A 20,954-nucleotide genomic window follows, 5' to 3' on the forward strand; every position below is an offset into this window, starting at 1 on the left:
AATCAGCCCCCCCTACTCCACAAAATCAAATTCCAGATCGTACATGCTGACCGTATCGCCCTCTTCGGCCCCTGCTTCACGCAAGGCGTCGATTACACCGGAGCTAATCAGAACACGCTGGAAATACTGCAGGGACTCATAGTCGTCGAAATTGACGGAACGCAGCAGCTGGAGCAACCACTCGCCCTCCACCACAAATACGCCGTCCTGATTGGTAACGGTGAATTTCTGTGCCTGTTCGGGAGTGATTTCAGGCAACGGCACTGGGTCGGGCTCAAAGCGAACCACCGGCGGCAGCTGCGACAGCATTTCCTGAATCCTTTTGAGCAGCGGGTCTACCCCATAACGGATAGCAGCCATAATCGGGAAGAACTCGTAGCCCTGCTCTTCCACGAATCGGCGGAACTCTTCGACCTGCTCCTCTGAAGCGAGGTCGCATTTATTCCCTGCCACAAGCATTGGCCGCTGGGAAAGTTCGCCATTAAACTTTTTAAGTTCACGGTTAATGATTTCAAAATCCTCTTTGGGGTCGCGCCCTTCGCTGCCCGCAACATCCACAATATGCACCAGCAGGCGGCAACGCTCCACATGGCGCAGGAATCGGTGGCCCAATCCGGCACCCTCTCCGGCTCCTTCAATCAGGCCGGGGATGTCCGCCATAACAAAGGATTGTCCCTCTCCCAAAAACACGACACCCAAGACCGGAGTGATGGTGGTAAAATGATAATTCGCGATGTTCGGCTTCGCCTCACTTACGACAGAAACCAGCGTCGATTTACCTACATTGGGGTAGCCGACCAAACCAACATCTGCCAGAAGCTTCAGCTCGAGCTGTACCTCAAACTCTTCACCGGGCTGACCCGGCTTGGCAAAACGAGGAGTCTGACGCGTGGGAGTTGCAAAATGTGCATTTCCCCATCCACCTTTGCCGGCGCGGGCGATTACCTGCGGCTCATCGGAAGACAGATCTGCCAGCAGGCGTCCGCTTTCCAAATCGCGCACCAGAGTTCCTTGCGGCACACGAATCACCAGGTCGGGCGCGCCCCTGCCGGAGCATCGCTTTCCCGCGCCGTTCTGCCCGTTCTCGGCAATATACTTGCGCTTATAGCGAAAATCTGCCAGAGTGGACAGGTTTTTATCCACCTGAAACACAACATCTCCGCCACGGCCGCCATCGCCGCCGTCCGGCCCGCCGGCCGCAACATATTTTTCCCTGTGAAAGCTGACGGCGCCGTTGCCGCCGTCGCCGGCTTTCACTTTAATTTTCGCAATATCTACAAACATATGCTTTCCGGCTCCTTATACTATTCCCCTATTTCAAATCGATATATAAAATTTTCATTGTGATCTCCCTGCCAAAGACGAGAGATCACAAACATCTATTGTTCTATTGGGAACAGTATTGCTGCTCCCGCTTAGTATAGACCTAATCATATCAAAAAATCCCGGGAAAATCCCGGGATTTTGGTATTGCCTGTAAACGGAATTACTGTTCCACAGCGTATACGCTAACCTTTTTGCGGTCGCGGCCAAGGCGCTCGAACTTTACAGTGCCGTCAATCAATGCAAAGAGGGAATCGTCGGAACCTCTGCCCACATTGTTGCCGGGATGAATGTGAGTGCCGCGCTGTTTAACCAGAATGTTTCCGGCCAGAACGAACTGACCGTCCGCACGCTTCGCGCCAAGGCGCTTGGATTCGGAATCACGACCGTTCTTTGTGGAACCGCCGCCCTTTTTATGCGCAAAAAGCTGAATATTTATCTTTAACATAGCTTTACACCTCCGTATAATTTATCCTGATATTTTCTGAGTATTGCTCTTCCAGGCCCATAAAATGAAGCCTGAGTCCTTGCAGCAGCGTTCGGCACAGAAAAACCGACCGTTCGGGAATCCGGAGAAACATGCTCCCCTCGGAAACAGAAAGATCCGCTCTAACCTGAACCACATCGGTAATGGCGTTTGCCACCAGATAGGCCGCGGAAGAAACCGCCGCGCACAGAATATCGGAACCCTCTTCCGCTATTCCGGAATGTCCGGTCATCTGAAATCCCAAAAGCTCGCCGTCAGGCTGCCGCAAAAAAGAAACCTGAATCATAATTAAGCGTTAATGGCTTCGATCTGCACCTTTGTGTAAGGCTGACGATGGCCCATCTTGCGCTTTGAGCTTTTCTTCGGCTTATAGGTGAAAACGGTAATTTTTCTCTGCTTGCCGTTTTTCAAAACCTTGCCGGTTACGCTCGCGCCCTCTACAAAGGGAGCGCCCACTTTCAGGCCTTCTTCGCCGCCAAGAGCAACAACTTTAAAATCAACGGTGGCGTCCTGCTCCGCTGCAAGCCTCTCGATATAGATGACATCGCCATACTGTACCTTATACTGCTTGCCGCCGGTCTCAATTACTGCATACATAAATAGAGTATCCTGCCTTTTTTTCAATCTCGCTATCCCAGGCGGATCAAATGATCACTTCAAAAGCCCGTAATATGCGGCCTAACAATATTATCATACCCTGTCAATTTTGTCAAGGCAGATTGTTCCTATAAATTTGCGATGAAAGAACGAATAACGGGCATTCCTTCCGCCGCCAGTAGTAAGGGGGAAAAATCACAAATTGGTTGGAATCATTCGTTGAAAAATCAGTTTTAATTCTTTCGAATCGCCAACTGACGCGCTAAATTCACCAGATAATCCGTGTCGCCGTCGAACCTGGCAAGCGCCGTTACAGCCTCGTCAGTCAGCTCACGCACGGCCTTTTTCGCACCTTCCAGCCCCATAAGGGAAACATAGGTACTTTTATCGTTCAGATCGTCCACGCCAACATTTTTGCCCAGAAGCGTGCTGTCACCGGTCACATCAAGGATGTCGTCCACAATCTGAAATGCCAGTCCTAGCGCTTTGGCATATTCGCGGGCGGCGCGGATTTGTTCGTTGTCTGCTCCGCCTACCACGCAGCCCATTTCAGCCGCCGCCAGAATCAGTGCGCCGGTTTTGCGCTCATCCATCACGCGCAGCGTGGAGAGCGGAATCTTCTTTCCCTCTGAGGCAAGGTCGATAATCTGCCCTCCCACCATTCCGAGCGCGCCGGCCGCACGGGCCAGAACACCGGCGGCAGTCGCAGTTTTCACCGCACCCGCTGTTCGAATGGTCTGCGGCGAGAGCATTGTTTCAAATGCCAGCGTCAGAAGGGCGTCACCCGCCAAAAGCGCAGTGGCCTCTCCGTACACCCGGTGGTTTGTCGGCCGGCCGCGCCGCAGCTCGTCGTCATCCATACAGGGCAGGTCATCGTGAATCAGCGAATAGGTATGAATCATTTCAATCGCGCAGGCAAACGGAAGCGCCGCCGTCAGACTGCCGCCGCAGAGGCGGCAAAATTCCAGCATTAGAATCGGACGAATCCGCTTGCCGCCGGAAAGCAGGCTGTATTCCATGGAAGAGAATAATACCTGCTGCAGCTTGTCTCCGCCGGGTAAATAACGGGACAAGGCATCCTCCAACATTTCCACATACTGCTCCTGACGCTTCATGCTCATTCCTCTCGCCTTTCTTCCAGTTCGGAAATATCCCTGATTTTCTGTTCCGCGTTCTGCAATTTATCATAGCAAAACGATGCCAGCTTTGTCCCCGATTCAAACAGCTTTAAGGACTCATCCAAAGTGGCCTCTCCGCTTTCCATCCGGTCCACAATTTGAGAAAGCTCTGTCATCGCCGCTTCAAAGGTCATATTCTTTTTCATGAAGTATGCCCTCCTGTCCAATTTGTTCTTCCCGTACGTCATTTATAATACAAGTCAGCCGCCCATCCTGTAAAATCAAATTCAAAGGATCGCCCTGCTGCACCTGTGCCACCGATTTAACAGTTTTTCCCTCGGCATCGAGCGCAACGGAGTACCCGCGCGCCAGAACCCGCAGCGGGCTGAATGCCTGCAACGAGGCCGAACGCTCCGCCAGACGCATGCGTCCGGTTTCCAGATCGCGCTTCATCTTCCCGCTCATCCGGTCGACCAAGCGGTCGATCTGCATGCGGTGCATCTCAACGCCCAGTGATTTCTTCATTCGCGGCACCGAGCCGGAAACCCAAGCCATTAACTCGCGAATATCCGGAACTGCCAGCTCCGCAGCCGCAGACGGAGTCGGCGCACGAAGATCGGCAGCAAAATCGCAGATGGTAAAATCCGTTTCGTGCCCTACGGCGGAGATCACCGGGATTCGCGAAGCCGCCACAGCCCGCGCCACAATTTCTTCATTGAACGCCCAAAGATCCTCAATGGAACCGCCGCCGCGCCCAACGATCAAAACATCGGCACAAGCAAGACGGTTAAAGCGCTCGACCGCCGCGGCGATTTGATCCGCCGCGCCCGCCCCCTGTACCAGAACCGGGCAAAGAATCACCTCAGCCAGAGGGAATCGGCGCCCTAAAATCTGCTTGATATCCTGCACCGCCGCGCCGGTGGGCGAGGTGACAACACCGACCGCTTTTGGGTAAACCGGCAGCGGCTTTTTACGGGTAACGTCGAACAGTCCCTCTGCCGCAAGGCGGGTTTTCAGCTGCTCATACGCAAGATTTAACGCACCCAGCCCGTCCGGCTGCATATCGTCCACATACAATTGATACTGCCCACTTTGCTCGTAGATAGTCACGCGCCCGCGAACAATCACCTTCATTCCATCCTGCGGCAGAAAACGCAGCCGCCGAGCCTGCGCGGCAAACATCACGGCGCGCACCACGCACTGGCTGTCTTTGAGCAAAAAATACATGTGGCCAGATTTATAATGATTGGTAAAGTTCGAAATTTCTCCGGTAAGAAATACGGAGGTCAGCATTTGGTCTCCGTCCAGCAGCGACTTTAAATACCGGTTCAGCTGAGAAACTGTAAGAACAACAGGAGTGTTCATATTGCTTCCTCCTTAATGGCCGCGAGAATCGCCGCACCCGCCGCATTATCAGCGGAAAACTCCGGTTTGGCAAACGATGCACCATAGCGCTGTGTGAGCGCCTGCCGGATCATGCTGTTCGACATCACACCGCCCGCGAACAGAACAGGGAGATCACCGTATTCTTGGAGCAGCGCGCCACACATGGCATCGAGCGCCGCGAGCAGAGAGAGCAGGCAAAACCGCGCGATTTCTTCCTTGGGCGCGCCCTTGTCAAACATAGTGCGGCACTGATTCTCAATCCCGGAAAGCGAACAGTCACACCCGCGCATGGATGGGTGGATTTTAAACTTCGCAACGCTTTGCAGCGCAAGTCGCTCCAGCTCCGGCCCTGCCGGGAACGAAAGTCCCAGCATCACGCCGACACGGTCAACGGCCTGTCCCCCTTTTAAATCCAGAGAAGAAGCGAGAAGTCGGGTTCGGATCAGATGCTCTGCGTCCGGCTCCACCAGCACCGCTTCCGTTGTCCCGCCGGAAACATGAAATGCAAGAAACGTCTGCCCCATAAGCTCCAGTCGGTCGGCGGAATAGAGTGCCGCCGCAATATGATTTTCCTGATGCGAGCAGGGGTACAGCGGAATACCAAGCGTATCCGCCAGGATCTTCGCGGTGCCGAACCCTACGGAAAAGCAAGGCATATAGGAGCCCTCCGCACAACGCGGTCGGCTCGAAGCACCGATAGCCCGAAGCACAGGCTGCTGCCGGATCAAAGGCTCAAGGATTTGCGGCAGCTGCTGCACATGATGAAACACCGCGTCACTCTGACGCAGGCCAAGCTGGCCTTCCTTTACCGGCAGAAGCCGTTTGGAATGCGTGATGCTTTTATCCTCCCAGTAGAGTGCGGCGGAGGTAGTATAGTTGCTTGTATCGATTCCGAGAGTATTACCCTTCTTCATTTTCCGGTTCCAGTTCCTTGGCCACAGAGCCAAGAACGCCGTTGATAAAGGATGCGTCGTCCGCTCCGCCGTATTTTTTTGCCAAATCGACAGCCTCGTTGATCGAAACGCTTACTGGGATGCTGTCAATAAACATCATTTCATAAATGGAGACCCGCAGCAAGGCAAAGGAAACCTTGGAAAGGCGCGCCATTGACCAGCCGCGAATATTCTTCTCAATCTTATCGTCTACTAAGGCACTGTTTTCTTCCACACCGCTCGCCAGCTGCTCCGCGAATTCCGCAATACGAATTTCTGCCGATTCTTCCGACGCGTCGATGATTTCCTCAATCGTATTCCGGTTGATCAGTTGCTGGAACACCAGAATAAACGCCTGCTCTCGTTCCTCACGCCGTGTCATTTTGCCTTTGCTCATAGTTTGTCCTCCAAACAATTTTCTTTCTGCGCGTGTGTAAATAATACTGTTCCCTTATGAGAGAGAAATGCTTATCTTTTCCCCCACCAAAGCGAGGAAAAAGATACGAGCATCGTTCTCTCTGTAACACTCTTAAAAAAATAACCCTCCAAATAGATATGTGGAGGGTTATGAAATCCGTTTTTCATTCCATTGTCAAGCTTCCGCAGGCACGGCAGAACAGCACACAGAAATTCATTCCGCCGTGGCACTTCATGAAATCGAACCGCACCACTCTTTTATGAGTAGTATTATACCACGAAATCAAAGCAGTGCAACTGTTTTTACAGGAAAACGCACATTCCGGCTGATTTTGTTCGTTCCCGGCTGCAAAACACGGCTCTGCCGCGTTAGAATCCCCCGTAAAACAGACCGAAAGCCGAATCAAAATAGATTCGGCGCGGTACTCTGTTATTTTGCTTCTACAATCTTGATTTTATCATAGGCGATGCCGGCCTGACCGCCAATGATATCTTTAATGGCAATGGCTTCATTGGGCAAAAGTCCGTCGGAGCGGACGACAACGCTGCATTCTGAATTTTGCAGGAACACCACACAGTCGGAGAAGCCCTTGGCCTTAATCAAGCTTTCAATGTTGCTCTCCTGAATAATGTTCTGTGCAATCTCGGCTGCTTTTTCAACGGATTCCTTTTTGGCGGCATCATTAGAGGAAGCATTCTCCAAAACCTTTTGCAGCATTTCTACGGAAGAATCCCTTGCTTTTTGGCGAGAGAGCTTTGCCTCTGTAAAATATTCATCTACCTTTGCAGCTGTCTCCACCGCCTTTGAGGAAGTAGACGAAGCGGAAGAAGATGTTTCGGGAGTGCTGCTGCTGCCCTTGCCGTTCACGAGCTGCGCGGCCCCAAGCTCTGCGCCGGAGGTTAATGTATCCGTTGCGATCAGGGGACCATCCCCCTGAAACACCCAATTTAAGTAGACAGCCGCTCCCAGCGCGACCACCAGGGACGCAAGCACCAGCTGACGTTTACCAATACCCATAAGACAATTCCTCCTGTTTCTTGTTTATTTTGCTTTTATCACGCACACCCGCGCAGAAGAAAGATTGAGCGCAGTGGTCACCGCATCTATAATATCTTTCTGCACCGCCGGCTGATTTCCGCCCTCACATACAACGACTACCCCCTTCACGATCGGCTCGACCTCTGTTACGGCCAGCGCCTGCTGCGAGCCGTCGGAACCCTTTACCAGAATATACTTGGTTTCGCGGCTGTCATTTTCCTGATTTTTTACGGTAGCGTTCGCCGCCTGATCCTGCGTGGTCTGGGTCGTCTTTTTTTCCTCTGTTGCATATACGTATTGCGTATTTCGCTCCAGAGTGACGAGCACCTTCACAGAGCCCGCGCCGTTAATATTGGCAATCAGCTCGGTAAGGCTTTTTTCCACCTGCTGCGTGTACACCTGTGCGGTGGTTTTTGTAGGCTCTTCCTCAGCCTTGGCATTGGTTGCCTTGGCATCGCGATTTTGAAACAAACCCGACAAAAAGATCAGGGCAATCCCCACAAATCCCAGTACCAGAATCACCTTGCGCCAGACGTCGTTTTCCGCGAGCTTTTGAACCCAGGAACCTCTCTCTTTCTTATCTTCTTTTTCACGAGCCGGCATCGGCCGTCACCTCCGTTGTTAATCCCAATTCCTGCTCAAGGAGCTGTTTTGTTTCCTGAAGCTTTCCCGATTCCTTCTGGTCAAGGCTGACAAACACTTTAGTAATTGATATGCGGCCGTCCTCGTTTGTATCCATATTTAGCGCAACATTTTTGCACTGAATTCCCTTCTCTGAAAGCGCCGAGATCACCACGGTGCGAACGGCCGCCTCTGCCGTCTCTGCCGTTTGCTGGTTTACTGTATCCTGATATTGCTGATTCGGTGCCGCGCTGCCGTCTTGCGCGAATGCCTGCACATCGAACTGCTTGGTCAGACGCCCCACCGGCAGCAAAATACTGCAAATAACAAACGCCCCGATTACAAGCCGCGTCACCTTTTCCATACTGCCGCCCGGCATCAAATACTGCAAAATCCCGGCAGCGAGCGCCGCCAGCACAATCACCGAAGACCATTCCCGTACACCGCTCATGTCGTTGCCCCCCCAATTGCCATCATCAGCACCGTAGAGATCATCAGAATCACAAGACAGCACAGAATGATAGACAGAAGAATCTGTATCACCTTCATGGAAGACCGAAGCAGCGAGGTAATTTCTTTCAGTTCAAAAATATCTCCCGCTGCCGCACAGGCGGTAAGGGTTAAAAGCCAAATCAGGCACTCGAGCGCCGCGGGCAGAAAAATGGCTCCTGTAGCCAAAAGCCCGAATGCCCCTACCCCCGATTTCAAAAGCTTCACACAGCTCTGTACACTGCCGATCGCATCACTGAGCGCACTGCCCACCACCGGCACAAACGCGCTTACCATAAAGCGCATTGTTTTAGCCCCCGCGCCGTCCGCTGCCGAGGACACCACCGTTTGCATGGTAAGCAAACCTGAAAAAACCGTCATGCAGAAGGTGAGCACCCACTTTACGGTCTTGCTGAACAAATCGCACAACCCGCTGAGATTCATTGCGGGCGATACTGCGGACACCACCGAAAACGCTAAAAAAATATTCAGCAGGGGCACCAGCACCGCAGAGGCAATCACCGAAATCACGTTACCTGCGCCAAGCATCAGCAGATTAAATGATCCGGCGGATACCGTCTGACCGCCCGCAATCATGATACCGGTGAGAACCGGTATGCTTGCCAATAAGAATCCGGCGGCCCCTTTAATGACAAACGACACGTTTTCAATGCACGAAACGATCGGCTGAATCACCACCGTGCAGATGCAAAGGGTGCCGATCATGCCGATCACACCGCCAAGGGGACGGTCGCCAAAGCTCAACTTCATGCCGTTCATCAGGGCGCAGAGCAAAATGACTGCCAGCACCGATAACAGCGCCCGCACAGGGGCCGCGCTCTGCTGAAGCGCCGACGCCCCAATCTGCTCAAAAATCGTTTCCGGCGTCAGATTTATAATGCTCTGCCAGTCCGGAGAAGTAACCCCCAGGCTGTCCATCCATTCCCGTGTTTCTTCCGGCAGTTCGTCGGGCAGCTCTGCCGCTCCGCTGTCTTCATACTGCTGGCGGTACAGTTCCTCCTGCGAAACACTCTGGGCCTGTACGGGAATCGCAAACAGAAAAAGCAACATCACAATACAGATGATTTTTTTCACAGTCTACCCTCCTATCAGCGCAAGCGCCGTAGAAGCAATTTTCTCGAATAATGGCAGCGCCAGAATTACGATGGAGAGCTTCCCCGCCAGCTCCACCTTCGAGGCCAGCGCGCTTTCCCCCGCATCCCGGCAGGAATCTGCCGCAAATTGAGCCAAAAAGCAGATTCCCAGTGTCTTGAACAGGATGATCCCGTATTCTGAAGGCAGCTGTGCGGCGGAAAGCAGGCTGTTGATCTGGCGGATCGCCGGGACGATATTTGCAAGGATCTGCACCAGAATAATCACGCCCGCCGTGATGCTGACAACCACCGCGTATTCCTGATTGTACCGCCGCAGCATCACGGCAATCACGGCGGAAACAAGGGCCAGTCCGGCAATTCCGATCACATTCATAGCGGCTATAACCCAAAGATGGATTTGATCGTTTTAAACAGAATATCAATCTGCTCGATCACCATCATCAAAACCACAATTAGTCCCGCCAGGGTTGTCATCATCGCCTGCTCCTCGCGCCCCGAGCGAATAAGTAGCTGATTGAGCACAGCTACAATAATGCCGATCGCCGCAATTTTAAAAATCAAATCCACATCCATTTTTGCTTCCTCCGTTTTAACTCAGCAGGAGTGCCGCCGCGATTCCGCCGAACAGCCCCAGCATAAAATACAGCTTCGCCTTTTTGTCTCTTTCTTCCCTCGCGTGGGTCAGAGCGTTGCTGATGAACCCCAGATACAGCTGGCAGTGCGCCAACTGGCCCTCTGTATCGCTTGCGCCGAACCCCAGCCCAAAGTCCCGTATGTATGTGAGATCCTGCCTGTTCATTCCAGTTGTCAGCAGGCCATCGTCCATGCCGCGAGACCACGCCTGCGGAAAGCTTTCTCCCTTTCGGCAGTATTCGGCGCACAGAACCAGAAACCGCTGGTTTTTACCATGCTTTTCAATAATCCGCTCCACTGGCATACCGGAATAGCGGATTTCTTCTCTGGCCTGACATAAAAAGGAGTAGAAGGCTTCCAATTCCCTTACTCTGCCGCCCAGCTTACGCGATTCCATATAGCCCGCCAGAATACAGGCCGCCATGACCGACAGTATCCCGATTAATTTGACCAAGAAGTTCACCCACCTTGTAAATTCCTTTTATTTTCCCGGGCTGTGCCGCGCTGTCCAGCAGAACCACGGTACGAAACGCCCCGGTTTCCATGAGCTGGCGTACCTGACGCCGACGCAAAAGCTCTCCCGCAGATGCGGCATGCACACTGACGATCAGCGAAACACCGGCATTGACGACCTCTTCCACAGCGGCGGTTTCGCGCTCACTCCCCAGCTCATCGCAGACAATCACCTCCGGTGAAAGGGAGCGGATAGCCTGCAGGATTCCCTGGCTCTTGGGGTAACCGTCTAGAATATCGCAGCAGCAGCCAAGATCATTCTGTGCGTCGCCCCGGTAAATACCGGCCAGTTCGCCGCGCTCGTCAACCACCGTGATTTTTCGAGGAGGAAGCTTCCCTCCACCTGCAAGCTGGCGTGCCAGATCGCGAAGAATCGTTGTTTTACCCGTGGAGGGCGCCCCCACCAGAAGAACGCCCCGCACAATCTCCTCCCCCACCAGAGCCAGAAGCTCATCCGCCGCGCCGGAAATTTGTCTTGCGATACGGATATTAAAGGAAGAAATGTCTCTCAGCCCCGCAACCTCCCCCTGATCCAAAACGGCTGTGCCGCAGATTCCCACCCTGTGCCCCCCTCGAATGGTGAGAAAGCCGTTTCTGATTTCGTTTTGATGCGTATATACTGAATTGCTACACAGGCTGCGGAACGTTTCTTCCATATCCTCCCGAAATACGGTAATTCCCTCCTCCGGCTTGCGACTGATTCCGTTCCCTGTCACAAAAAAACTTTGAACTCCGTTAAAAATTGAAAGCGGTAGATTCACCCTCATGCGAATCTCCTGTACCGATTCTTGCAGATGAGCCGGCAAAGCGGCCAAAACTGGCCTAAGCCGCTGGCAGATTGGCTGTATTGCAGTATCAAACGAATTGATATGTTTTTGATTCATGTTACTTGTCCTCCCTTTGTACCTATAAATATGGACAAAGCGTTTCGATTAGAACCTAAAATGATTGCAATGATAGAATGGTTTTTGCTCTTTTTTAAATAGTAGTGTTTTAGGGCTTGTTCAAGAAATCATATTCAAATAAATACAAAAATAGAAGAAACAAAAAGAAGAAACTAAGATTGTATAAATCTTTAAATTCACCTATAATAAATATAAATAATGAACCAATTGAAGGGAGCAACTGTTTTGAAAAAACGATTCGTCCCCATTGCTTTATTTACTTTAATGCTTTTTGTTTTTAGCGGTTGTGCTTTTTTCTCACCTTTTACAATGTTTACTCCGGACCAGGAAGAATCAGCAAAATCGGTAGAGGAAACACAGGAACTTGCCAAAGTGGAGGTCTATACCGCAAAAGATGACCGATTAATGAAAACCATTGATGACAGCGAGTTTCTCTCTAAGCTCAGTGAAGAGAACGAAGAAGCAGAGGATCAAGAAAAAATAGTGCAATCCACAACAGAGAATCGTGTTCCTTTATACAAGTTTGTTGCCTACAAGACACCTGCTGCTTTATCAAACAATCAGAAATACGAGAAAATATTTACGATTACTATTTTTGAAAACAGCAATTTAATCCGAACAGAGGTAGCAAGTGAAGCGATTAAGTCTTTCCCTGTTCCTTCGGAATACTTAACTTTTTATGAAGAAGTCTCCAATGAAAAAATTGACTTTTTTCTCTCTCTAGCAAAAGAGTCGTAATATAAATAAAACAGAGAAAGACCTCCCTGAGCTAGTTCGGGGAGGTCTTTCTCTGTTTTATTTAAAATTTTAAAAATTAATTATTTATTCTCTTCGGATTATTTTAGCATGTTCAAAAACTCTTCTTCACTCAAAATTGGTATATTCAATTGCTGCGCTTTTGTCAGCTTGCTTCCCGCATCTTCACCCGCAATGAGATACGCCGTTTTTTTAGAGACAGAGGATGAAGTCTTCCCTCCATAACGCTCTACCAGCTCAGAAGCTTCTTGGCGGGAGAGAGTTGGGAGCGTTCCGGTTAAAACGAATGTTTTGCCAGCCAGCCGCAAATCCAGCGCAATACTTTGCGCCGTCATATTTACTCCGGCCTCCTTCAGGCGGGACAAAAGATGCGCAGTACCCGAAAGATCAAAATAGGCGCGCACGCTTTGGGCCATAATCGGCCCGAAGCCCTCGATCGCCGCAAGCTCTTCTTCGGTGGCCGCAACCACCTTCTCCATGGTATGGAAATGCCCGGCCAGCAGCTTTGCGGCCTTTAGGCCCACGTGGGGAATGCCCATGGCATAGATTAGGCGATACAAATCATTTTGCCGCGAGCGTTCGATCGCATCGGCGAAATTCTGAGCGGATTTTTCGCCCATGCGTTCCAGCTCCCGCACCTGCTCCATGGGCAAAAAGTAGAGATCGGCAGGCGAAGCGATCCGTTTTTTCTCGACCAGCTGCTCCAACACAGCCGGGCCTAGGCCATCCATATCCATGGCATCGCGGCTCGTAAAATGAATCAGGTGGCGTAACAGCTGCGCGGGACACTCCGGATTCGTGCAGCGCGTCGCCGACTCGTTATCGTCGCGCACAGCGGGGCTGCCGCACGCGGGGCAAACCTGTGGGATTCGGTACGGCTGGCTCCCCGGCTCATGAGACACCACCAAAACAACCTCCGGTATAATGTCGCCCGCCTTGCGCAGGATGACGGTATCGCCCACGCGAATATCCTTTTCTGCAATAAAATCCTGATTATGCAGCGTGGCCCGGCTGACGGTAGTGCCCGCTAGAGTGACCGGATCGAACAAGCCGGTGGGGGTTAGAACGCCTGTTCGCCCTACGTTGATTTCAATTTCCAGCAGCTTTGTCGGCTTTTCCTCCGGCGGATATTTAAACGCCTGCGCCCATTTAGGAAACTTAGAGGTACTGCCGAGCAGCTGCCGCTGCTCAAAGGAATTTACCTTCACCACGGCGCCGTCGATGGAATATTCGAGGGAGCCGCGCATCCCGCCAATTTCTCTGATGGCTTCCAGCACCTGCTCCAGAGTCTGGCACTTACGGTAAAACGGCGTGACCGGCAAACCCAGTTTTTTTAGGTACTCAAGTGATTCGTCGTGATACTTCAGCTCCACGCCCTGAATCTGCTGCATATTAAACAGGAAGAGATTCAGCTTCCGTTGAGCCGCAATGCGTGGGTCCTTCTGCCGGAGAGAGCCGGCTGCCGCGTTGCGTGGATTTTTAAACGGCTTTTCCTGGTTCAGCTCCTGCTTTGCGCAAAGCTCGTCAAACACGCTGTGCGCCATATAGACCTCGCCACGCACCTCCAGAAACTCCGGGCCGCCTTTCAAGCGTTTTGGCACAGTGCGGATGGTGCGGATATTCTCCGTGACATCCTCGCCGACCAGGCCGTCACCTCGCGTAGAGCCGCGCTCATAGACGCCGTTACGGTATTCAAGTGCAACGGACAACCCATCAAACTTCGGTTCCACTATATAGACCGGGTCTGGCACTACGGCGCGCACCCGCCGGTCAAAATCCGCCATCTCCTCCTCGGAAAAGGCGTCCTGCAAACTTTCCAGTGGCACAGTATGAACGACCGGGGCGAACTGGTTCATCCCCCTGGCCCCAACCTTCTGCGTGGGAGAATCCGGTGTAATCAGCTCCGGAAATTCCGCTTCCAAATCCTCCAGGCGGCGATACAAGCGGTCATATTCATAGTCTTCAATTTCCGGAGCATCCTTCTCATAATATCTTTGGTTGTGGTACTGAATCTCCTGCCGCAGTCTGGCGGCTTCGTCCTTTGCTTTTGCTGCGTCCATCACTTTTATCCTCCCAAATACATCTGCGGTACCTCCCCAACAATAACGGTTTCTGCAACCAACACGCTGGTTGTCACATCCGTTGCGGTATGAAGTCCCGGAATAAAGGAATAAATTTCGGTATGTAGTTCAAGGTAAATCTGGTGCCGGGTCTGATTAATGCCCGCTGATTCAAAGCTGGTTTTAAAGTCGGATTCCACATTTCCCTTGAGCGTGACAACCAGAGGAACATTCGGGCCGCGCCCATGTAGCAGGCGGCTCCCCAAAAGGGTACCCAGCGGAACACTCGTGTTAATATTGCCCATATGCAGATTTTTTTGAACTGTATCGGTAATTTTAGCTTTTATCTGGTTTGTTTTCACCATATTAGTGGTGATCGTCTGCACCTTCCCATCAGAATCTCTCTGAAGAGAAATCAGATCATCATAGGTTATTTTATCCGCATTCAGCTCTTCCAATACACTTTCGTTGATCGCCGTTACCGCACTTTGCCGGGCGGCGTTCACCGTGAGGGATTCCACTGCGGGCACCAGCTGAACATCCAAAAAAACACCTGCGGCCAAAACCCCCAGAAAGAATACAAGAATTTTGTGGCTAGCGGAGCCGTTCGATTTTCTCTCCCCACGGTACGGTGCGTTTGCGGGGCGATATTTGTGCCAGCGCTTCATCATGGTTCCCCCCTGCCCAGTATTCGTTGATAGAATAACACGTTTAAAAGCTGGATTTATTGTTTTTCTTCTGCCGAAAGCAGAGAAAAGAAACGCCAGTTTTCAAGTGTACCGATTCTATAATACACAGGGGTTTTTCCATTGGTGAATTATTTCTGCAAAAAGGGCACAAAGAAAGCATAGCCTCCTTGTGCCCCAATTCATTCAATTGCAGAGAAATTATTCCTCGTCAGCCGGTTTGTCTTCTACCACGGAAGCCTCTTCGCCTGCTTCAGCAACCTGCTCCTCCAAATAGGCACGGATCGACAAGCTGACACGATGCTTATCAAAATCGACGTCGGTAATCTTTGCCATTACCTTGTCGCCGTTTTTCAGCGCATCCTGCGGCTTTTCTATTCTGTGATCGGCAATCTGAGAAATATGGATCAGACCGTCAATGCCGGGAATAATTCTGGCGAAGGCGCCGAAGGTGGTCAGGCCAACAACCTGTACCTCAGCATTGGTACCGATGGGATACTCGTTCTTGAGGATTTCCCACGGATTGTCCTCTTCCTTCTTGTAGCCCAGAGAAATTTTGCCCTTTTCTTTATCGAGGCCCTTGATGTATACCTGAATGGTATCGCCCACATTCACAACCTCAGACGGATGCTTGATGCGGTTCCAGGACAGCTCGGAAATATGAACCATACCGTCGATGCCGCCCAGATCAACAAACGCGCCATAAGCGGTCAAGGATTTTACCACACCGGTGTACTCCTTGCCTTCCTCGGCTGTTTCCCAGAACTTGTCAGCCTGCTCTTTTCTCGCATCCTTCAGAACGGAACGGATGGAGCCTACCGCGCGGCGGCGCTGACGGTTGACTTCGATAATGCGGAATTTGACTTCCTTCTTCAGCAGAGCATCCAGCGGATCATTCCGGGAGGAAGTAGCCTGAGACGCAGGGATAAATACACGCACGCCATTGGTTACAGCAATTACACCGCCCTTGATAACCTCTGTGACAATACCGGTGAGAACCGTTTCTTTTTCTTCTGCCTCAGAAATGGTCTCCCAGCCCTTCACAGCATCCAGGCGCTTTTTGGAAAGCATGATGGTGCCTTCCTGGTCGTTGGTGCGCATGATCAGCAGATCGAGCTCGTCGCCGATCTTCACCAGATCCTCCGTCTTTGCGTTTGGATCTGCAGAAAGCTCAGACAACGGCACAAAGCCAGCCTGCTTGCGTCCAACGTCCACGTAGATCTCATTGGGAGCAATACCGACAACAACGCCACGTACCTTCTCATCTGTATTTAAACTTTTCAAAGATTCTTCGAGCATCTCCTCAAAGTTAGATTCAGCAGACTCCTGCTCCGTGAGACCCGCGCCTTCAATAATTTCTGTCATGGTATCAAGTACCTCCTTTATTATGCTTGCGGGTGTAGAGGCACCCGCAGTAATACCGATAGAAACGGCCTTTTTCACGGCCTGCGAAGGGATTTCCTCCGCCTTTTCAATCAAGTAAGTAGTGCAACTCTGCGCACAGACATCCCTCAGCTTGGCCGTATTGGAGCTGTGTCGCCCTCCGATTACCAGCATCAAATCTGATTTTTGAGCAAGATCTGATGCTTCGGACTGCCTTTGAACAGTTGCATTACATATTGTAGCAAAAACGTCCGCATTTGTACATACCTTTTTTAGGATTTGCAAACAATTTCCCCATTCCTCCAGGCTAAACGTTGTCTGGGCAATGACGCAGACTTTCTCATTGGAAAATTCAGGGTGTTTTTCCAGCAATTCCATAAGCTCCGCAGCATTTCGAAACACATAAGGCGGCGCTGTGCAATAGCCGATTACCCCCTCTATTTCGGGGTGCGCGGCATCCCCGGCGATGAGCACGGTCTGCCCCGCCTCGCACGCGCGGGAAACAATCTGGTGAATCTTGCGTACAAAAGGGCAGGTCGCGTCCGCGCACGCAAGCTCCCGGCGCGAAATATCTTCCTGCACCGAACGTGCAACCCCATGAGAACGGATTACCAGCGTGCCACCGGGCGGAACCTCTGCCGGTGTATCGACAATGCGGACACCGCGCTCCTCCAGCTCCTGCACAATCTGGGGATTATGGATAATCGGGCCGAGGGTGTAAACCTGCTTTCCTTCATCGAGGAGGCGGAACACCAGCTGAACCGCACGATCTACACCAAAGCAGAAACCAGCTGACTTTGCAACATGGATTGTCATTGGGGGTCCTCCCCCTTCAGCGCCTTCGGCACCAAAGCAGGGTCTCGCAGCTCCATTATTTTGCCCATTACCATGCGGCTTGCCTGGCGATATTCAGAACCGGAGCCCTTTTCAATCTGCAACTGTTCCGGCGTAATGAGGGGGCCGCAGACGACATCCACCCGATGCAGCAGCTTCGGGAAAATCCCTTTTCTGCCGGTAATGCACACCGGCAAAATCGGCGCGCTGTTCTGAAACGCCAGCATAACAGCTCCGGATTTTGGCTGCAAAAATGCGCCGTCCTTTGACCGGGTACCCTCAATAAAAATGCCGACCACCTGTTCCTCCTGCAGCAGCTCCTGCGCACGGTTGATCGCGGAGGAATCACCCTTGCCGCGGTGAACCGCAAAAGCGCCCACTCTTCGAAACAAGCTGCCGAGCAGGGGATTTTTGAACAGCTCCATCTTCGCCATAAAATTGACCTGCCGTTTTCCCGCGACTCCTGTCAAAAGAATCGGGTCCTTAAAGGTGAGGTGATTGCAGCAAAGAATCACCCTCCCGGACTTCGGCATATTTTCTGCATTCACAATCCTGTATGGCATGAACAGCCGGAAAAAAACAAGTGCTGCAGATTTGCAGAACACATAAAGCGCTGATCGCTTCATGAAACAACTTCCTTTCCTTTTGGTACTCCGCCGCGCGGCAAGCGCTCCCGAATCACAGTCAGCATACGTTCCACCGACTGCTCCAGCGTAATCCCGGTGGTATCGACCAGAACAGCGTCCGCGGCCTGCATCAAGGGGGCAATTTCACGGGTCGTATCCTGTTCATCCCGCTTCTTCACATCTGAAAGAACCGTATCGAAATCGATACTCCCCTTTTGCAGCAGTTCCTTCCAACGCCGCCGGGCGCGCTCCTCCAGCGAAGCGGTGAGAAAAATTTTCACCTGCGCATACGGCAGCACCACGGTTCCGATATCTCGGCCATCCATGACGACATTGTTCTGCTCCGCAAGATTCCGCTGCAAAGACAGCAAAAACTCGCGAACCTTCGGAATTGCCGAAACCTTGGAGGAAGCGGCTGCCACGTCCGGCGTACGGATCCAATCCGACACATTTTCAGCGCTCAGAAATACCTGCTGCTCTCCCTCGGCATATTGCAGCGAAACCTGAACTTCGCCGAGCTGCGGGATGACTTCCTCCGGCACCGCCGGATTTTTCCCCGCGCGCAGCATATGAAGGGCAATGGCGCGGTATAGCGCCCCTGTATCTACATATAAATACCCTAGCTCCTGCGCGACACGGCGCGCAATGGTGCTTTTCCCCGCACCGGCCGGGCCGTCGATGGCAATTGAGATCATCCTTGTTCCTCCTTTGCGGCCTGAGCCGCCAGCCGCCCCGTGGCAAAGGCAATCTGCAAATTAAATCCCCCGGTGTACGCGTCCACATCCAGAACCTCTCCCGCAAAATACAGCCCATGAACCAGCTTGGATTCCATGGTTTTGGGGTTGACTTCCTTGACATTCACTCCGCCGGAAGTGACAATAGCCTCTTCAATCGGCCGAAAGGCCTGTATTTTTACAGAAAAGCCCTTGAGCAGCGCGGCAAAAGCCAGGCGCTGTTCGCGGGTGATGGCATTGCATTTTGTTTCGGGAGGAATTCCCGACCGTTCCACCAGAACGGGGATCATTTTCCGGGGCAGCAGCGCCCCCAGCGAATTGATAAAATCCTTATTGCTGTTCTCTTCCAGGTCACGCTGCAGCCTTGCGTCCAAGCGCTCGGGCGACAGCGCCGGCTTTAAATCGATCTCAATCCGGTAGACCCCGGGCGCCATATGGCGCATATGGCTGCTGGCGCTCAGCACCACAGGACCGGACAGCCCGAAGTGCGTGAACAACAGCTCACCGAAATCCTCGTAAATCAACTTTTCTCGCTCATAGACCCGAATGGCAGAATTTTTCAGAGCCAAGCCCTGCATCTGCGCGCAATCTCCCCCCTGCTCGACCAGCGGCACGAGTGAGGGACGAAGCGGCATAATGCTGTGCCCGGCCTGACGCGCCAACAAGTACCCGTCACCGGTAGAACCCGTGCCGGGGTAGGACGCTCCGCCGCAGGCAACAATCACTCTTGGAGCATACAGCTCCGTGCCGTCGCGCAGAAGAACGCCATGAATGCCGTCCGCTTCGATCAACAGTTTTCGGGCCTCCCCGTGCTGAATTCCGACATGATTGTCCTGCAGAAAACGCGTCAGAGCCTCAATAATATCGCCCGCATGGTCTGACTGCGGGAACACCCGCTGGCCGCGCTCTGTTTTCAGCGGCACGCCAAGGCCTTCAAAAAAAGCCATGACATCCTGCGGAGAAAAACGAGAAACCGCGCCGTATAAAAAGCGCGGGTTGGTTGGAACTGAAGCGATCACATCCTGCAAAGAACAGTTGTTTGTCAGGTTGCACCGGCCTTTCCCGGTAATGCCAAGCTTCCGGCCAAGACGCGCGTTTTTTTCTACCAGAAGCACGTTCAGCCCAAGCTCGGCGGCAGTACCTGCCGCCATCATTCCGGCTGCGCCGCCCCCAACAACAATCAGATCCGTCTTATGTTTTGTTTGCGTCAACGTTTTTTTCATCCACCTTTTCGTATACGCCGTATTCATCCCAGATATTCTCCAGGCTGTGCAGAATCTCGGTTACTTCTTCTTTTTTCTTCATCGTGACCATCACGATCAGGGCGTTGATCAGGCTGAGCGGCGCTACAATCGCATCCACAAAGGACGCCATGTTGCTGCGGGCCAGCAGCAGGCAATCCGCAGGCTCCGCGAGCGGAGAGAGGGGACTGTCTGTAATGGCAATTACCTTGGCACCGCGATCCGACGCAAAATGCATTGCTTTGACCGCACGCTTGGAATACCGAGGAAAGCTGATGCCGATCACCGAATCCGATTCATTGACTCGAATCATTTTTTCGAAAATTTCCGCTTCACTGGTGATGTTGACCAACTGCACATTTTCTAAAATCAAGCCAAAATAATAGGACAAAAAGGTCGCAAGCGCCAAAGAACTTCCGGCCCCCAAAATGTAGATTTTTCGGGAATTTGCGATCGCATCCACCGCGGCGTAAAAATCCTCGCGGGAGGTTTCTTCCAGTGTTCTGCGAATCATGTCAATATCCTGATTCATAACGGACGAAAGGACGTCCGCATTCCCCATATTATTGACTGTTACCTCAATCCGCTGCACCGAGGTAAGCCGACTGCGGATCATCTCCTGCATGGCCTGCTGTAACTCAGGGTATCCGCTGTAGCCGATTTCCGTTGCAAAGCGCACGACCGTAGATTCACTGACCCCTACCGTCGCACCAAGCCGTGATGCCGTCATATAGGCTACTTTGTCGTAATGCTCCAAAATATATTTTGCGATCAACTTCTGACCCTTGGAAAATTCGGGCATATTGTTGAGAATTCTGGCTGTGAGTTGACTGTTCATAATCGTGTATTCCTCCACTCGTTCTGTCCCTGCAATTTTGTGATTCTTTTTGCAGGAAGGTGCAACTCTTTTATTCATATTAAAGCTTAAACCTGCAAAAATCAAGAGAAAAATAGGAAATTTAACAGAAATAACGGTTTCTTTTTGCAGGAGCAATTGATTTTACATGCAATAAAAATTTTCAAAAAAGAAAAAGCTGCCCAGCCGGCAGCTTTGATTCC

Annotated in this window: 25 protein-coding genes; 1 reads left to right on the forward strand and 24 read right to left on the reverse strand. The window is 51.9% G+C overall.

From position 1 onward, the window contains the following. Nucleotides 1-12 precede the first annotated feature (12 nt). The 17 genes from obgE to spoIIIAA all read right to left on the reverse strand — a co-directional run bounded on the left by obgE (nucleotide 13) and on the right by spoIIIAA (nucleotide 11,554). Nucleotides 13-1,284 (reverse strand): GTPase ObgE, encoded by a 1,272-nt coding sequence (obgE, locus tag QOS46_RS04475; RefSeq protein ID WP_283607565.1) that lies wholly within the window; start codon nucleotides 1,282-1,284, stop codon nucleotides 13-15. 202 nt (nucleotides 1,285-1,486) lie between these two features. Further along, nucleotides 1,487-1,771: a 50S ribosomal protein L27 gene (rpmA, locus tag QOS46_RS04480; protein ID WP_009063459.1), complete on the reverse strand. Its 285-nt coding sequence runs from the start codon at nucleotides 1,769-1,771 to the stop codon at nucleotides 1,487-1,489. A 4-nt stretch (nucleotides 1,772-1,775) separates the two neighbouring features. Beyond that, nucleotides 1,776-2,096 (reverse strand): ribosomal-processing cysteine protease Prp, encoded by a 321-nt coding sequence (locus QOS46_RS04485; protein ID WP_283607568.1) that lies wholly within the window; start codon nucleotides 2,094-2,096, stop codon nucleotides 1,776-1,778. Nucleotides 2,097-2,098: 2 nt separating this feature from the next. Then, complete coding sequence (rplU, locus tag QOS46_RS04490; protein ID WP_283607570.1) at nucleotides 2,099-2,407, reverse strand: 50S ribosomal protein L21; 309 nt, start codon at nucleotides 2,405-2,407, stop codon at nucleotides 2,099-2,101. Between the two features lie 233 nt (nucleotides 2,408-2,640). Next, the gene (locus tag QOS46_RS04495; RefSeq protein ID WP_283607572.1) at nucleotides 2,641-3,528 is read right to left on the reverse strand and encodes a polyprenyl synthetase family protein; all 888 of its coding nucleotides are present in this window, start codon (nucleotides 3,526-3,528) and stop codon (nucleotides 2,641-2,643) included. Continuing rightward, complete coding sequence (gene xseB / locus QOS46_RS04500; RefSeq protein WP_283607574.1) at nucleotides 3,525-3,731, reverse strand: exodeoxyribonuclease VII small subunit; 207 nt, start codon at nucleotides 3,729-3,731, stop codon at nucleotides 3,525-3,527. Before xseB ends, QOS46_RS04495 begins: the two co-directional genes overlap by 4 nt. After that, the gene (gene xseA / locus QOS46_RS04505) at nucleotides 3,709-4,890 is read right to left on the reverse strand and encodes an exodeoxyribonuclease VII large subunit (RefSeq protein WP_283607576.1); all 1,182 of its coding nucleotides are present in this window, start codon (nucleotides 4,888-4,890) and stop codon (nucleotides 3,709-3,711) included. The genes xseB and xseA overlap by 23 nt, the downstream gene beginning before the upstream one ends. Next, on the reverse strand, nucleotides 4,887-5,825 hold the full coding sequence (locus QOS46_RS04510) for a tRNA (adenosine(37)-N6)-threonylcarbamoyltransferase complex transferase subunit TsaD (RefSeq protein WP_283607577.1): 939 nt from the start codon (nucleotides 5,823-5,825) through the stop codon (nucleotides 4,887-4,889). The genes xseA and QOS46_RS04510 overlap by 4 nt, the downstream gene beginning before the upstream one ends. Beyond that, the gene (gene nusB, locus QOS46_RS04515) at nucleotides 5,812-6,240 is read right to left on the reverse strand and encodes a transcription antitermination factor NusB (protein WP_283607579.1); all 429 of its coding nucleotides are present in this window, start codon (nucleotides 6,238-6,240) and stop codon (nucleotides 5,812-5,814) included. The genes QOS46_RS04510 and nusB overlap by 14 nt, the downstream gene beginning before the upstream one ends. 450 nt (nucleotides 6,241-6,690) lie before the next feature. Continuing rightward, nucleotides 6,691-7,278, reverse strand: coding sequence for a SpoIIIAH-like family protein (locus QOS46_RS04520; protein WP_283607581.1), 588 nt, complete (start codon nucleotides 7,276-7,278; stop codon nucleotides 6,691-6,693). Nucleotides 7,279-7,302: 24 nt separating this feature from the next. Then, nucleotides 7,303-7,902, reverse strand: coding sequence for a stage III sporulation protein AG (locus QOS46_RS04525; RefSeq protein ID WP_283607583.1), 600 nt, complete (start codon nucleotides 7,900-7,902; stop codon nucleotides 7,303-7,305). Then, a complete protein-coding gene (locus QOS46_RS04530; protein ID WP_283607585.1) occupies nucleotides 7,889-8,371 on the reverse strand; it encodes a stage III sporulation protein AF in 483 nt (160 codons plus the stop codon). The genes QOS46_RS04525 and QOS46_RS04530 overlap by 14 nt, the downstream gene beginning before the upstream one ends. Continuing rightward, complete coding sequence (locus tag QOS46_RS04535; RefSeq protein WP_283607586.1) at nucleotides 8,368-9,504, reverse strand: stage III sporulation protein AE; 1,137 nt, start codon at nucleotides 9,502-9,504, stop codon at nucleotides 8,368-8,370. The genes QOS46_RS04530 and QOS46_RS04535 overlap by 4 nt, the downstream gene beginning before the upstream one ends. A 3-nt stretch (nucleotides 9,505-9,507) precedes the next feature. Continuing rightward, on the reverse strand, nucleotides 9,508-9,897 hold the full coding sequence (locus tag QOS46_RS04540) for a SpoIIIAC/SpoIIIAD family protein (protein ID WP_283607588.1): 390 nt from the start codon (nucleotides 9,895-9,897) through the stop codon (nucleotides 9,508-9,510). A gap of 5 nt (nucleotides 9,898-9,902) precedes the next feature. After that, entirely contained in the window at nucleotides 9,903-10,097 is a 195-nt protein-coding gene (spoIIIAC, locus tag QOS46_RS04545) for a stage III sporulation protein AC (RefSeq protein ID WP_009064075.1), read from the reverse strand. A 16-nt stretch (nucleotides 10,098-10,113) separates the two neighbouring features. Next, the gene (locus tag QOS46_RS04550; RefSeq protein WP_283607591.1) at nucleotides 10,114-10,611 is read right to left on the reverse strand and encodes a stage III sporulation protein AB; all 498 of its coding nucleotides are present in this window, start codon (nucleotides 10,609-10,611) and stop codon (nucleotides 10,114-10,116) included. Then, nucleotides 10,541-11,554: a stage III sporulation protein AA gene (gene spoIIIAA, locus QOS46_RS04555; protein ID WP_283607593.1), complete on the reverse strand. Its 1,014-nt coding sequence runs from the start codon at nucleotides 11,552-11,554 to the stop codon at nucleotides 10,541-10,543. The genes QOS46_RS04550 and spoIIIAA overlap by 71 nt, the downstream gene beginning before the upstream one ends. 246 nt (nucleotides 11,555-11,800) lie before the next feature. On the opposite strand from spoIIIAA, the gene QOS46_RS04560 reads away from it, so the two are divergent. Beyond that, the gene (locus tag QOS46_RS04560; protein WP_283607595.1) at nucleotides 11,801-12,313 is read left to right on the forward strand and encodes a hypothetical protein; all 513 of its coding nucleotides are present in this window, start codon (nucleotides 11,801-11,803) and stop codon (nucleotides 12,311-12,313) included. A gap of 98 nt (nucleotides 12,314-12,411) precedes the next feature. Here QOS46_RS04560 and ligA read toward each other — a convergent pair whose 3' ends face one another. The 7 genes from ligA to QOS46_RS04595 form a co-directional block, all read right to left on the reverse strand. Beyond that, complete coding sequence (gene ligA, locus QOS46_RS04565; protein WP_283607597.1) at nucleotides 12,412-14,391, reverse strand: NAD-dependent DNA ligase LigA; 1,980 nt, start codon at nucleotides 14,389-14,391, stop codon at nucleotides 12,412-12,414. Between the two features lie 5 nt (nucleotides 14,392-14,396). Continuing rightward, nucleotides 14,397-15,062, reverse strand: a complete 666-nt coding sequence (yunB, locus tag QOS46_RS04570) for a sporulation protein YunB (RefSeq protein ID WP_283607600.1) — start codon at nucleotides 15,060-15,062, stop codon at nucleotides 14,397-14,399. Between the two features lie 216 nt (nucleotides 15,063-15,278). Then, nucleotides 15,279-17,276 carry a bifunctional 4-hydroxy-3-methylbut-2-enyl diphosphate reductase/30S ribosomal protein S1 gene (locus QOS46_RS04575; RefSeq protein ID WP_283607602.1) on the reverse strand — a complete coding sequence of 666 codons (1,998 nt, stop codon included), beginning with the start codon at nucleotides 17,274-17,276 and terminating at the stop codon, nucleotides 15,279-15,281. Further along, nucleotides 17,273-17,920 carry a lysophospholipid acyltransferase family protein gene (locus tag QOS46_RS04580; protein WP_283607604.1) on the reverse strand — a complete coding sequence of 216 codons (648 nt, stop codon included), beginning with the start codon at nucleotides 17,918-17,920 and terminating at the stop codon, nucleotides 17,273-17,275. The genes QOS46_RS04575 and QOS46_RS04580 overlap by 4 nt, the downstream gene beginning before the upstream one ends. Next, a complete protein-coding gene (gene cmk, locus QOS46_RS04585; protein ID WP_283607606.1) occupies nucleotides 17,917-18,615 on the reverse strand; it encodes a (d)CMP kinase in 699 nt (232 codons plus the stop codon). The genes QOS46_RS04580 and cmk overlap by 4 nt, the downstream gene beginning before the upstream one ends. Further along, the gene (locus QOS46_RS04590; protein ID WP_408611440.1) at nucleotides 18,612-19,865 is read right to left on the reverse strand and encodes a BaiN/RdsA family NAD(P)/FAD-dependent oxidoreductase; all 1,254 of its coding nucleotides are present in this window, start codon (nucleotides 19,863-19,865) and stop codon (nucleotides 18,612-18,614) included. Before QOS46_RS04590 ends, cmk begins: the two co-directional genes overlap by 4 nt. Next, nucleotides 19,846-20,733 carry a MurR/RpiR family transcriptional regulator gene (locus QOS46_RS04595; protein WP_283607610.1) on the reverse strand — a complete coding sequence of 296 codons (888 nt, stop codon included), beginning with the start codon at nucleotides 20,731-20,733 and terminating at the stop codon, nucleotides 19,846-19,848. Before QOS46_RS04595 ends, QOS46_RS04590 begins: the two co-directional genes overlap by 20 nt. Nucleotides 20,734-20,954: the final 221 nt, after the last annotated feature.

Origin of the sequence: Faecalispora anaeroviscerum (assembly GCF_947568225.1) — a bacterium.
In the GTDB taxonomy this organism is placed as follows: Bacteria; Bacillota; Clostridia; order Oscillospirales; family Acutalibacteraceae; genus Faecalispora; species Faecalispora anaeroviscerum.

Bases quoted from the DNA above. Each gene is read 5' to 3' on its own strand.
- obgE (WP_283607565.1), bottom strand. From the start codon at position 1,284: ATGTTTGTAGATATTGCGAAAATTAAAGTGAAAGCCGGCGACGGCGGC.
- rpmA (WP_009063459.1), bottom strand. From the start codon at position 1,771: ATGTTAAAGATAAATATTCAGCTTTTTGCGCATAAAAAGGGCGGCGGT.
- QOS46_RS04485 (WP_283607568.1), bottom strand. From the start codon at position 2,096: ATGATTCAGGTTTCTTTTTTGCGGCAGCCTGACGGCGAGCTTTTGGGA.
- rplU (WP_283607570.1), bottom strand. From the start codon at position 2,407: ATGTATGCAGTAATTGAGACCGGCGGCAAGCAGTATAAGGTACAGTAT.
- QOS46_RS04495 (WP_283607572.1), bottom strand. From the start codon at position 3,528: ATGAGCATGAAGCGTCAGGAGCAGTATGTGGAAATGTTGGAGGATGCC.
- xseB (WP_283607574.1), bottom strand. From the start codon at position 3,731: ATGAAAAAGAATATGACCTTTGAAGCGGCGATGACAGAGCTTTCTCAA.
- xseA (WP_283607576.1), bottom strand. From the start codon at position 4,890: ATGAACACTCCTGTTGTTCTTACAGTTTCTCAGCTGAACCGGTATTTA.
- QOS46_RS04510 (WP_283607577.1), bottom strand. From the start codon at position 5,825: ATGAAGAAGGGTAATACTCTCGGAATCGATACAAGCAACTATACTACC.
- nusB (WP_283607579.1), bottom strand. From the start codon at position 6,240: ATGAGCAAAGGCAAAATGACACGGCGTGAGGAACGAGAGCAGGCGTTT.
- QOS46_RS04520 (WP_283607581.1), bottom strand. From the start codon at position 7,278: ATGGGTATTGGTAAACGTCAGCTGGTGCTTGCGTCCCTGGTGGTCGCG.
- QOS46_RS04525 (WP_283607583.1), bottom strand. From the start codon at position 7,902: ATGCCGGCTCGTGAAAAAGAAGATAAGAAAGAGAGAGGTTCCTGGGTT.
- QOS46_RS04530 (WP_283607585.1), bottom strand. From the start codon at position 8,371: ATGAGCGGTGTACGGGAATGGTCTTCGGTGATTGTGCTGGCGGCGCTC.
- QOS46_RS04540 (WP_283607588.1), bottom strand. From the start codon at position 9,897: ATGAATGTGATCGGAATTGCCGGACTGGCCCTTGTTTCCGCCGTGATT.
- spoIIIAC (WP_009064075.1), bottom strand. From the start codon at position 10,097: ATGGATGTGGATTTGATTTTTAAAATTGCGGCGATCGGCATTATTGTA.
- spoIIIAA (WP_283607593.1), bottom strand. From the start codon at position 11,554: ATGAATCAAAAACATATCAATTCGTTTGATACTGCAATACAGCCAATC.
- ligA (WP_283607597.1), bottom strand. From the start codon at position 14,391: ATGGACGCAGCAAAAGCAAAGGACGAAGCCGCCAGACTGCGGCAGGAG.
- yunB (WP_283607600.1), bottom strand. From the start codon at position 15,062: ATGATGAAGCGCTGGCACAAATATCGCCCCGCAAACGCACCGTACCGT.
- QOS46_RS04575 (WP_283607602.1), bottom strand. From the start codon at position 17,276: ATGACAATCCATGTTGCAAAGTCAGCTGGTTTCTGCTTTGGTGTAGAT.
- QOS46_RS04580 (WP_283607604.1), bottom strand. From the start codon at position 17,920: ATGAAGCGATCAGCGCTTTATGTGTTCTGCAAATCTGCAGCACTTGTT.
- cmk (WP_283607606.1), bottom strand. From the start codon at position 18,615: ATGATCTCAATTGCCATCGACGGCCCGGCCGGTGCGGGGAAAAGCACC.
- QOS46_RS04595 (WP_283607610.1), bottom strand. From the start codon at position 20,733: ATGAACAGTCAACTCACAGCCAGAATTCTCAACAATATGCCCGAATTT.